Below are 11,210 nucleotides of genomic sequence, written 5' to 3' on the forward strand. Positions count from 1 at the left end.
GATCCCCCTCTACTGTCTTGGATTCGGGACATACCGCATAAACTTTCGCAACGCAATACCATGAATCGTCTGTTCCTGATTTAAACAATCTATAGCCTTTACTTGATAACCCTCCGGTAAAAGTTCCAGCAATTGCATATTTATTTTCTGTTGTAAACCCGTGATCTATTTCTACCATGTATTTTCACGTCTTTGTATTTTTACAATTTATGTAAGGATTTTATATTTTCTTTATTAGATCTTGGGTCTTACATTATAATTATACTAAATTAGTCTAATAAAATTATGACAAAATCCAATCTAGCAACAAATAATTTAAAGGAATTTGAAGATATTAACTACTTGTTTATCAAAAAAGATTTTTTTAGAAAAGGAGTGGTGGTAAAATATATGGTGAAACACGATTTTAAAACATGTCAAGCTTTCTTCTGAGGATCTTATCAATTATTTAGCAAATTTAGCCACATTATCGGCTTTTACATTTGTACCACTTTGGGGTAAAGAGTTAGGTCTAACTGATCCCGAAATCGCTGCCATAGCAGCTCTTTATGCATTGATTGCCTTTTCTTCAGGGTTAATCACTGGTCGTTTATCGGATAAATTTGCTAACAGAAAACTATTCATAATTTTTGGTTCAATTACTGGAATGATAACGATTTCGGGGTTACTGATTCCAGAAAAAACATGGTTTGCTATTTCACGAATTATGACTGGTTTGGGATTTGGTGCTCTTCCTCCATCCCTTGTTGCATTAGTATCTGACAAGGGAGAAAAAATAGGTAATTTTTCATCGTTTGGATCCCTTGGTTGGGCTTCCGGGGTGTTAATTAGTGGAGTTTTAGGTCTTTTCTGGGTACCTGCGATCTTTATTTTTGGGATTTTGGCTTTAGGAGGAGCTACTATTTTAGCATTTTCGATTAGAGAAGATTCAAAGTTATTAGGGGGATCTCATGAAAACAATTTAACTAAGGAATCATTTTTTGAAGTTTTTTGGCATAGAAAGAGTGCATATTTAACTCTTGCAATTCGACATAGCTTTGCTCAGTCCATTTGGACATTCTGGCCTTTATTCCTACTCGGTTTAGGAGCAAACACCTTTTGGATTGCAATTATCCAGACTACAAATGCTTTGACTCAATTCATGATTATGCAATACTATACTGATAAGATTCCTAGTAAACTTATGATATATCTTGGACTTATTTTTTCAGCGCTTTCGTTTTTCTCTTTTACCCTCACAACTGACTATTGGGGGATTATTCCTACCCAAATAGTTCTAGGAATATCTTGGGCGTTTACATATGTTGGGACTTTGAGATATTCAGTTGAGAAGAGTGATTTTGATAAATCTAGCTCTGCTGGAATATTAACTAGCACGCTAGCTATTTCGGGGATTTTTGGACCATTAATTGCTTTAATGATAATTGCTTTGGGAGGAGGTTATATTCAGATTATGATAGTTGCTGCAATTGTCACTGCTTTAACACTCTTAGGTTTTTGGTTAAGTCAGCATTTATCATTGTAATAGAATATTGACTCCCTTAATCACTGAATAAAACACGAATAGCAATTTAAAGAATATAATTCAAGGTTTCAAACTTTTTATCCTAAATTAAGCTTGGCAGATTCAATCGAATTAAGGATAATGAAAAATTTTCCCTAAAGTAACTTGCCTTGAGGAGGATGGCCTTTAAGTGGATGAACTACCAATAGAGATCAAGGCAATTGAATTAGTTTCTGATAGGGAAAAAAAATCGCTTGAAATAAATAAAGGAGTAAAAAAGTGGAATTAAAGAAAATAATCAATTACGAGTACAATTCCACCCAGTAAAACTATAAGCCCACCAAGTCCAGCACCTAGAATACCAACCACGATATAAATAATACCCCAAACAAGGAGTTCTCCTTTAGGTTTTCCAGCAAGCTGTTTGTAGCCAAAAATAGCAACAATACCAAAGATAATCATTAGGGCTGCTGCCACTAGCCAACTATTTGCTCCACCTACAGCATCACCTACAAAATTCAAACCTAAATCGACTCCAAACTGATCTAGGGCTAGAATTGCTTCATCCAAGATATTATTTATAACAATAATAATACCAAGGACGATCATAAGTATACCACCAATGAGACCCAATATTCTTCCAATAAATTTTAAATCTGCCATTTTAATCACAAATTTTTCTTTAATTTTAGAAATATGAGTTCTAAAATATAAATTTATTCTACTACTTACAAGTTCTTAATCCTTTTGCCTATAAGAAAAGCATAAAAATTTATTTTAGGATTAAAAGAAGTCATTATTGATATTCAGTATTTACAAATTTAAGTCTAATCAATGTGACATGTTCATTTGAATTTCTCCGAAATTAAATTCTTCGAAATCTTACAATGTGTTCTTCATATATCATTCTAAAGCAATTGAACAATATAATCTTTAGTCTGAATAAATTTCTTTTGAGATCTCCATCTATATACTATAGTATTAGGCTTTTGGTCAAGTCAATATATTTCTTTGTAATAGAATAGATTTTTTCCAAATAATCTAATTTTTTATAACTAATCTGCTATTTTTAAAGTCATTTCTAATCCATTAGGTATGAAAGGAAGCGTTACTGTCATAATTTTTGGATGTTGAATTAAATAAGAAGTGATTTCCTCACATACTTCTGGGTCATCTTTATGGATTTCTAAACAATCTAATACATTGTCAGAAAGTAAGATCCCACCAATACGGAGTTTGTCGATTGCAAGCTCCATAAACTCAGGGTAATCTGCTTTATCCGAATCTAGAAATATAATATCCACTGGTTCAGATATTTGGCTAAGTAATGTTTTTGCATCTCCCAGAACAAGCTCAACATTCCCTTTTAGTCCAGCTTCGGACAAATATTTTGATGCTACTTCAATTTTTTCTGGTAATATATCATAAGAGATTACTGTTCCTCCATGGGATTGTACTGCAGCTGCCAACCAAATTGTTGAGTACCCAAAACTGGTACCAATTTCAACAATTAATTTAGCCTTCATACTACGAGCTAAAAGATATAAAAACTTTCCTTCGTCTCTTGGGATAGCTAATGATCGTTTTTCTTTAGTATAAATTTCACCCATTTCTTCTCTTTTTATTTCCTGTTCTCTTAATATTTCTAATTGTCTTAATGTTTTTTCAACTTGTTCAGGTAGCATAGGTAACTTAAAAAATAACTTACTCAAAATTTTATTGAATGGATATTCGAAAGTTTCAATTTTATTCCTCAAGTGAACCAATATCATCTAGGAAAATGTAGAGCTGTCGAGGGATTTATTTCAGTTATAACCATAGATAGGCAAGTATTTGTTTTTTTCTTATTTGGAGATTTAGGAAAGGATTATATCTCTAATCTAATCTTCTTGCCTGAAGTGAACAATTTTTTCTATATATCTTGACATAAAAGTTCAAGAAATTTCCCCCTTCATGAAACATACCAAAATATCTATGGTGATGGAGAATTTGACTTATTTATAAGTTAATTTTCGATGGATCTCTCATTGATATCAACTAGGGCTAAACAAAATCCGATTTTCGAGGTATTTTTGATTATTTTCATCTTATCCCTAATTACAATGAGAAAAAGTATGGGAAATAAATAAAAAATTATGGCTTAAAATTCATTGCCCATTGATCTTCACCTTCCCATTCTTCAAAAATCTTGCCATAACCTTTTGCTTGGGAGATCTGTTTGACATAATGTAGGATTTTTTGTTGAATACAATAATCCCCTGAATCTAATATCCGAACAATCATATTTATGAACTCTTGAGGGGTCCAAGGGAGTTCCGTGAGTGGAAATGACTCTAATTCCCAGTATAAATATTTTGAATATGGCTTAATTCGTCCATGTAATGCAAATAATACTGTTAACATATAAGAGATCGATTCTGCTGCATCCAATCGATATCCTATATCATTTCCATCTCTTAAGCATTTTATTGATCGATAAACGCTGTTTATGTAAGCATCTAAATTTGAAGAGGTAAATTCATATTCAAATTCTGAAGGTAGTAGTCCCTTTTCTTCAATAATCTGTTGGAGTTGACCTTCTGTTTTATCAATCATTGGAGTAATATGAGCAAAATTATATCTATCCCAGAAGAGAGAGGACCCCCATTCAGCATATCCTCTTAATTTTTTGAGTGTTGTGATTCCTAAGTCAATATATGGACTAAAATTGTTTAATTTTTCCTTATATTCGTCGTATACTTCCTCTTTAATTATAATCCAACAATCATAATCTGAATTTTCGGTTTCTTTACCTTTTCCTCGTGATCCTCCTAAGATAAGCCCAATGATATTAGAATCGGTTCTGGCAATGTCTCTTAATTGTGAAAAATCTTCTTCCATAGCCTTTATTGCTAAGGAATCTAGAATATTTGGAATTATAACCCCTTCCTTTAGCATAGTGCTTCTCTAATCACCTCTATACCGAGCTTCCCATTCTTCTCGCATTATAATTTGGGAAACATCAGTAAGATGATCCGTTGCTAAGATCCCATCTAAATGGTCAATTTCATGCTGAACCAGCTCCGCTAAATCTTCCACATATACGTGAGTTTGTTTTCCATTCTCAGTCATAAATTCCACCTGAATTTCTTTATGACGTAATATCTGAACAAAAAAAGCCACGTCAAAGCTGAAACAGCTATCCCATACTTGAAATTTGTCAGAACTTTTAAAGAGAATGACGGGATTAATCATCGCAAAATCATTATCAGGGAGATTAAAATAAATAACTCTTTTCTTATATCCAATTTGAGGAGCTGCTAATGCTCGGCCAATATTCTTGGTTTTTTGTAAATTACTTAATGTATCTCTTAAGTCAAGGATTATTTGTTCCAATTCATCATCATATTTAGTGATTTCTTTAGAGATTTCACGTAATTGGGGATTACCGAGTAGAAGAACAGGCTTTATTGGCATTTTGATCCTTCATTTTAAAAATTATTGCTTAATTTATATGTGATTTAAAATTTAGAAAAATTTTTTCATTTTTTATAAGCATTCAAGTTTCTCTCATATTCATCGATTAGTCATACTGTATATCCTTATAAAAATCCTAATAGGAATAGTACTAGTGGAAAATCACGACCAACTTTAATTATAGAAAGGAAATTATCATTGGTACACAGAAGAATAATAGAAATTAGGAATTTTGCTAATTTTTTGGGTAAAATAAATCAAGTTTAATCTTCGAAATAATCTATTGACACTTCATGGGGGATTTGGGGACTGAAAATATGAGATTTCACCTAAAATGACAAATTTATTGATTAAGTTATTGTCAGACATTGATGATTCCAGATTGCCCATGTAACATGATTAAGTCCATTTCCCGTGTAATTAAAGGTTTAGTATACCTATTATTAGATCCTTTTTCGAGTTTTTATGGCCCATATATGCATTAAACCATTGCCATTCTAGTTAATTATATGAATTGGTCTAAGGGAGCTAGAATTGATCGATTTAAGGGACTTAAACATGAAAAAATCATTCCTTCCGCACTTAAATATTCTAACACTCATTGTTACGCACTTTTTCTGGGGTTACGTTAATATTTTATATGCAATTAATATCCAACCCTTTATTATAGCACTTATTGGCACTGATTCAGAAGCTGCTAGTATTTTAGGACTAATATTATCCATAGGAACTCTTTCTGCTGTAATTCCTTTATTTTTTGGGTATTTAGGAGACTGGTATGGACGGAAGAAACTCATCTTAGCTGGCCAATTATTTAATGTCATTGGAATGCTTGGAATTGGGTTTTTTTCTAGTAATATTTACTATAGTGTCGTTTGGATTATTATTTTCAATATTGGTGTAGGATTCTATGATCCCCCTCTTCAAGGACTCATCTATGAATCATCACGTGCAGTCAACCGAGGGAGAGTTTATTCTGTTATCTATAACGCTGCTTCGATTGGAGGTATTTTGGGTGCATTATTTATCCAACTTCTAGGTGATGAGGTAATGCTTGGTCTTTTTCAATCTGGAAGTCTTATCTTATTTTTCACTTTATTGTTTAACTTTATCTTCTTGAAAGATCTTCACCCTAATTTTAAAAAAGCACGGATTCCAATTAAACAATTTCTAACTGACCCATTTACTGGTACAACTGCACTAGCTTTCATTATTGACACATTTGCTTGGGGACTATCACTTTCGATTCTTAATGGAGTCTTAATTCTTGTTTTTGATGTAGATTCTAGTTTTTTAGGAGAAATTACTTTAATTCAATCCTTATTACTTGTTATTCTTCAATTTCCAGCAGGATATCTAGTTGATAAGATTGGAAGAACCTTTGGCCTTCTCATGGGAGAATTTGTCGGGATCTGTTGGATTTCGATCTTATTTTACACTTTTACTTTCCCATCAAGCTTTGCCTTGGACTTAGTAGTCATTGCTAGTGGTGTTTTAGGAGTAAGTATTGCATTTTGGAGACCAGCTGTTACTCTTAGTTTTATTGAAGTGGACAAATCTGCAGTCGCCACTAATTTTGGAATTCTAACTTTTATTCAACGAATGGGATGGGTTCCAACTGCAGCGATTGGAGGTTTCTTATTTTCCTTACTTAATTTCCAAATTTTACTACTGATTACATTCTTTGGAACCCTTATTGTTGTATATCTTTTTTTAAGATTAGAAAAAATTGGTAAAACACGATTGGAAATTTCTTTCCCTTAATGGGAATAATTATTTAATTGCTTATTAAATTCCTTTTTTAATGTTGAAAATGCTAGATCGATTAATATCAGCTATTGATAGCTTACAGATAAAGAGTGATGATTATCTTGAAGCACGATATCATACTCGTGATACAACCTCTATTCAAATAGAAAATGGAGTTGTCAAAAATGTTAGTAGCGGAATCACAGAAGGATTATCACTACGAGCCTTAATTAATGGAAGTTGGGGATCAATGACATTAGAGGGATTTACACCTGCTGAAATAAAACAAGGTTTTTTGAAGTGTATAGAGCTTGCAAAAAACTCCCATTCTTTTAAGAAACGATTTATATCACTTGCAGAAATTCCCATTAATGAAGACATTGTTAAACCTAGCATCCGAATTCCCACAAATGAAATCTCAATTACTGATAAAATCGATGTATGTCTAGAAGCAGAGAAAAGTCTTAGAACACATAATGAGTTTATGGTTCAAGCATCAGCAGATTATTTTGATACAGTAGACCAAAAATTCATTCTTACAAGTGAAGGGACAAAATTAGAACTTCATGATCAAAAAACAACTCTGCTACTTTCAGGAGTAGCGAAAAAGAATGGTATTTTATCCCCAGCAGCTTCTCGTATGGCTGGAACAAAAGGATTTGAAATTTTTGAGAAAGATTCATCCCATATACTTTCTGAAGAAGTTGGGAGTCGCGCGGTTCGCCTTACTGAAGCTTCGTTTGCTCCCTCGGGTTATTATACCGTGATCCTTGGACCACAACTCACACGTCTTCTGGCTCATGAAGCATTTGGACATACCAATGAAGCCGATTTGGTGACTGGTGGTTCCGTTTTACAAGGTAAGATAAACAAAAAGATTTGCAATGATAAAATTTCAATTCTTGATGATGCGATTTATCCAGGTTCATTTGGCTGGCTTCCTGGCTATGACGATGAAGGTACACCAGCTCAAAAAACAGTTATGGTAGATAAAGGTATATTAATTACTCATTTACATAATCGTGAGAGTGCAGCAGAATATTCAACCATCCCAACTGGAAATGCTAGAGCTTTTATGCATAATAACGATCCTATAATAAGAATGACTAATTCAGTTATTTTAGGGGGTGATTCATCTTTAGAGGAAATGATAGCAGAAACTGCAAATGGATTCTTATTAGAAGGAAGACGGATGGGGCAAGCAGACTATTCTGGAGAATTTATGTTTGGTGTTCAACAAGGCCGTGAAATTCTAAAAGGAGAGTTAACTGATAAATATTATCGTGCTGTGACTATTTCGGGGATTGCATTAGATGTTCTTAGTAAAACTCGACTTTTAAGTAAACAAATCGAACGGGGGTTTGCAGGATTTTGTGGAAAAGGCCAAACAGCTTTTACTGGAGGAGGAGGCCCATTTATGCTTACTGAGCTTAATGTTGGAGGAAAAAATTGATGTTTTTTACAGATTACCCTGGTTTAGCTGAGAAACTTATCAATCGAATTAGTAATCAAGGATTAGAAGCTGAGGTTTACTTTACAGCAGCAAAAAGGTTACACGTTTCGATTGAACAGAACTCAATTAAATCAGAAAGAGAAGAAATAACCCAAGGTTTTACTTTTCGTGTCGTTAAGGGAAAACAAAAAGGATTGACTTACTCCAACTCAACTAATATCAATACATTGATGAAAACTGGAGATATAGCTGTTAAAATTGCTAACAAAAGTCCTGAAGATCCGAATTGGTCAGGGTTTACTTTATCCCAATCAAGTTCCCCTGTTCAAGGAATATATGATAAAGAAATCGCTCATCTTTCTTCAGAAACGATTTTAGAATCTATAAATATGGTCATCCTACCCATAACGATATTTGGGGAAAAAAATAATATAGAAATTTCTACTCGCGGGCAATTTTCTCTTACAACTGAACTTTCAGGAATTATTAATACAAATGGAGTTAATTGTCAGGAAAAAAGTAGCCGTGTGACACTTAATTTAGGAGCAAACTGTCGTAGAGGTGAGGAAGTAAGTGGTGGGATTTGGGATGTTCTCACCTCACGGAGATTTAACATTATAGATAAATTTGATGATTTTAGTCAGGATTTAGCCCAAAAAACCATATTAAATCTAGGAGCACAAAAAATACCAGAAATGAAAGGAGAAATTCTCTTAGAACCTAATGTAATTGCTATGTTATGTAGACGTGGCCTTATTTCAGCACTTTCTGCTGAAAATATCCACAATAAACGTTCTCCTTTTGTTGACCGTATTGGAGACTATGTATTTAATTCGAATCTTACTCTTGTTGATGATGGAAGATTATCTAATGGTTTATACTCAAGTACGTTTGACGCAGAGGGGGTTCCTAGACAAAAAACGATTTTAGCAAATAAAGGCTATCTGAAAGGGTATTTATTTGACAATTACTACTCAAATATCTTCGATACCACGAATACTGGTAACTCTGCCCGTTCTGGGTATACCTCTCGTCCATATATAACAGGGACAAATTTTTTTCTCGAAGTTGATGGAAAATTATCTTTAGAAGAAAGCATACAAGATATTAAAGAAGGTGCTATAATAGGTGATTTTTCAGGGAATGTAAATATGGAAAATGGCGAATTTAGTGGTGTCTGTAAAATTTCATTTGCCATTGAGAATGGGGAATTTAAATTCCCACTTAAAGATACCACTATTGCAGGAAATTTTTATAAAGTCCTTTCCGATGCATTCTTTTTAAAAGAACCCAAAGATACTTATTATGGCGTACGAACACCTGCGTGCTATTTTTCCTATAATCTTAAGAAGTAAGAAAATAATTTTAGAATTTTCTGTGGATTTTAATCTTTGTACCTAGAATAATATCGTGGTTTTCCTTAAAGATAGGTTCTAACCATTCATCAATGTAGATTTATTATTTAGCAAATAGTTTTATGCTCATTCTATTTGTTAGATTTCTATGGGGCAATTTAAAGAAAAAGTAGCTGAACACTTTTATTTATACATATTCACTTCAAAAAAAGAGATTGAAAATCCAAAAGGTTTTAAGGATCGCTATGAACCAATATTTAAGATTAAAGAGAATGAAGCTTTAAAGCTTCTCCTAGATAAAATTTGGACCAAATTATACAATAATTTAATTAAATTTGATGATCCAGATCATCTAAAAAAACACATTGAGCTAATAGCGAAGTTTGATGTCGACAAGATTAAGAAAGATCCTTTTTCGTTTATTTTTTTCACTTTAAAGGGCATCCAATCCGAAAAGACTTTTCGAGAGTATTATGAACCCATCATTCGCTTTAATAGCAAAGAAATCGTTAAGTATATGGAAAAAGATCTCTGGCAGATCCTCTATGACCTAAGTCGACAAGCCAAAGATAGAGATGATATGATAAAGCATTTGTCTCCTTTGATAAATCTTGATATCAATCGTGCATTAGAAATGATTAAATCGGTTAACCCAGAGAAACATGAATTATTACTGATGATGAAGTGAGTACTGTAGCTAGTAATCCTTTTTGGTGAACGATTTGGCTCAAGTATTAGGTATTATCTTCGATCTTGATGGTGTACTCTTTGATTCAGAACCCCTATGGGATGAAAGTATAACTGCAACGTTCAACCATTTCTATAACATCATTCCCTCATTGGATATTGCTCAGACCATTAGAGTACGTTCAAACCCTACAATTCTTGCAGCTCTAATTGAAAAATACTATCCACAGTATGGTTCCCTGCAAAAAGAGGTAGAACGGGCCAATGCTTATTTAGAAGAGCATTTTATCACATATATGACTTCTCGAATTAAATTTTTCCCTGAAACTCAGAACGTTTTAGAAATGTTGCATGAATTGGGTATCTCTTTAAGTGTTGCCTCAAATGCACCAAAAAAGGTAGTATCAGAAATAGTTACTAAAAATCAATTTTTAAGAACTCATGTTCATCCTATTTTTACGATTGATGATGTCACTAATGGAAAACCTAATCCAGAAATGTTATTCAAAGCTATGAGAATCCTTAGAATCGAACCAAAAAATATGTTATTTGTTGGTGACTCTTTAAGTACAGATGGAGAGGCCAGTAGAGCTGCAGGTATTCCATTTGTACTGCTTGATAGAAATAACTTCACAAAAGGAAAGGCCATTGATTATTTTTACATAAAATCATTAACTGAAATACTAGATTTGATTAGCTCTCAGATTCTGGAAGAAACTGCCACGGGATTCCAAAACGGGTAGTCAAAATACTTCGTGCACCTTTTTCAAAAAGGTTAATATCATGAACTTCACCTGAAGCGATAATAGAACTAAAATTTTTGTCAAATGAATAAGAAAAATTATCTAACGAACTACGAAGGTATGAATCCCCCTTGGGGGTTAAAATAAGGGTTAAAAAGTTGGAATTATATTCGAGCATGATTTTATATTGATTTTTCATAGCCACTTCAATAATGGGAGATGGTGATTTGATAGATTCAAGCATTAATTGAGTAATAGCCACA

General features: G+C 33.1%; 11 protein-coding genes. 6 read left to right on the plus strand and 5 right to left on the minus strand.

The window, feature by feature from the left end:
- Positions 1-439 precede the first annotated feature (439 nt).
- Positions 440-1,525, plus strand: a complete 1,086-nt coding sequence (locus ACWVCY_RS05420; protein ID WP_455140954.1) for an MFS transporter — start codon at positions 440-442, stop codon at positions 1,523-1,525.
- A gap of 264 nt (positions 1,526-1,789) precedes the next feature.
- On the opposite strand, the gene ACWVCY_RS05425 is transcribed toward ACWVCY_RS05420, so the two are convergent.
- From ACWVCY_RS05425 to def, 4 genes are all read right to left on the minus strand, one after another.
- A complete protein-coding gene (locus ACWVCY_RS05425; RefSeq protein WP_455140936.1) occupies positions 1,790-2,167 on the minus strand; it encodes a hypothetical protein in 378 nt (125 codons plus the stop codon).
- Between the two features lie 392 nt (positions 2,168-2,559).
- Positions 2,560-3,189 (minus strand): O-methyltransferase, encoded by a 630-nt coding sequence (locus ACWVCY_RS05430; protein WP_455140938.1) that lies wholly within the window; start codon positions 3,187-3,189, stop codon positions 2,560-2,562.
- Between the two features lie 448 nt (positions 3,190-3,637).
- Positions 3,638-4,441, minus strand: a complete 804-nt coding sequence (locus ACWVCY_RS05435; RefSeq protein WP_455140939.1) for a nucleotidyltransferase domain-containing protein — start codon at positions 4,439-4,441, stop codon at positions 3,638-3,640.
- A gap of 9 nt (positions 4,442-4,450) precedes the next feature.
- Positions 4,451-4,960, minus strand: a complete 510-nt coding sequence (gene def, locus ACWVCY_RS05440) for a peptide deformylase (RefSeq protein WP_455140941.1) — start codon at positions 4,958-4,960, stop codon at positions 4,451-4,453.
- Positions 4,961-5,518: 558 nt separating this feature from the next.
- On the opposite strand from def, the gene ACWVCY_RS05445 reads away from it, so the two are divergent.
- The 5 genes from ACWVCY_RS05445 to ACWVCY_RS05465 all read left to right on the plus strand — a co-directional run bounded on the left by ACWVCY_RS05445 (position 5,519) and on the right by ACWVCY_RS05465 (position 10,947).
- Complete coding sequence (locus tag ACWVCY_RS05445) at positions 5,519-6,724, plus strand: MFS transporter (protein WP_455140943.1); 1,206 nt, start codon at positions 5,519-5,521, stop codon at positions 6,722-6,724.
- Positions 6,725-6,773: 49 nt separating this feature from the next.
- On the plus strand, positions 6,774-8,162 hold the full coding sequence (locus ACWVCY_RS05450) for a TldD/PmbA family protein (protein WP_455140945.1): 1,389 nt from the start codon (positions 6,774-6,776) through the stop codon (positions 8,160-8,162).
- A complete protein-coding gene (locus ACWVCY_RS05455) occupies positions 8,162-9,517 on the plus strand; it encodes a TldD/PmbA family protein (RefSeq protein WP_455140947.1) in 1,356 nt (451 codons plus the stop codon). Before ACWVCY_RS05450 ends, ACWVCY_RS05455 begins: the two co-directional genes overlap by 1 nt.
- 148 nt (positions 9,518-9,665) lie before the next feature.
- The gene (locus ACWVCY_RS05460; protein ID WP_455140949.1) at positions 9,666-10,205 is read left to right on the plus strand and encodes a hypothetical protein; all 540 of its coding nucleotides are present in this window, start codon (positions 9,666-9,668) and stop codon (positions 10,203-10,205) included.
- 34 nt (positions 10,206-10,239) lie between these two features.
- The gene (locus ACWVCY_RS05465; protein WP_455140951.1) at positions 10,240-10,947 is read left to right on the plus strand and encodes an HAD family hydrolase; all 708 of its coding nucleotides are present in this window, start codon (positions 10,240-10,242) and stop codon (positions 10,945-10,947) included.
- Here ACWVCY_RS05465 and ACWVCY_RS05470 read toward each other — a convergent pair.
- Positions 10,898-11,210, minus strand: a 313-nt coding sequence (locus ACWVCY_RS05470) for a hypothetical protein (protein ID WP_455140952.1), incomplete at its 5' end; no start/stop codon positions are given. The genes ACWVCY_RS05465 and ACWVCY_RS05470 overlap by 50 nt on opposite strands.

This window comes from Candidatus Hodarchaeum mangrovi (assembly GCF_975850365.1).

What these genes read in the sequence shown, in the direction of transcription:
- ACWVCY_RS05425 (WP_455140936.1), bottom strand. Translation starts at nt 2,167, where the DNA reads ATGGCAGATTTAAAATTTATTGGAAGAATATTGGGTCTCATTGGTGGT.
- ACWVCY_RS05430 (WP_455140938.1), bottom strand. Translation starts at nt 3,189, where the DNA reads ATGCTACCTGAACAAGTTGAAAAAACATTAAGACAATTAGAAATATTA.
- ACWVCY_RS05435 (WP_455140939.1), bottom strand. Translation starts at nt 4,441, where the DNA reads ATGCTAAAGGAAGGGGTTATAATTCCAAATATTCTAGATTCCTTAGCA.
- def (WP_455140941.1), bottom strand. Translation starts at nt 4,960, where the DNA reads ATGCCAATAAAGCCTGTTCTTCTACTCGGTAATCCCCAATTACGTGAA.
- ACWVCY_RS05445 (WP_455140943.1), top strand. Translation starts at nt 5,519, where the DNA reads ATGAAAAAATCATTCCTTCCGCACTTAAATATTCTAACACTCATTGTT.
- ACWVCY_RS05450 (WP_455140945.1), top strand. Translation starts at nt 6,774, where the DNA reads ATGCTAGATCGATTAATATCAGCTATTGATAGCTTACAGATAAAGAGT.
- ACWVCY_RS05455 (WP_455140947.1), top strand. Translation starts at nt 8,162, where the DNA reads ATGTTTTTTACAGATTACCCTGGTTTAGCTGAGAAACTTATCAATCGA.
- ACWVCY_RS05460 (WP_455140949.1), top strand. Translation starts at nt 9,666, where the DNA reads ATGGGGCAATTTAAAGAAAAAGTAGCTGAACACTTTTATTTATACATA.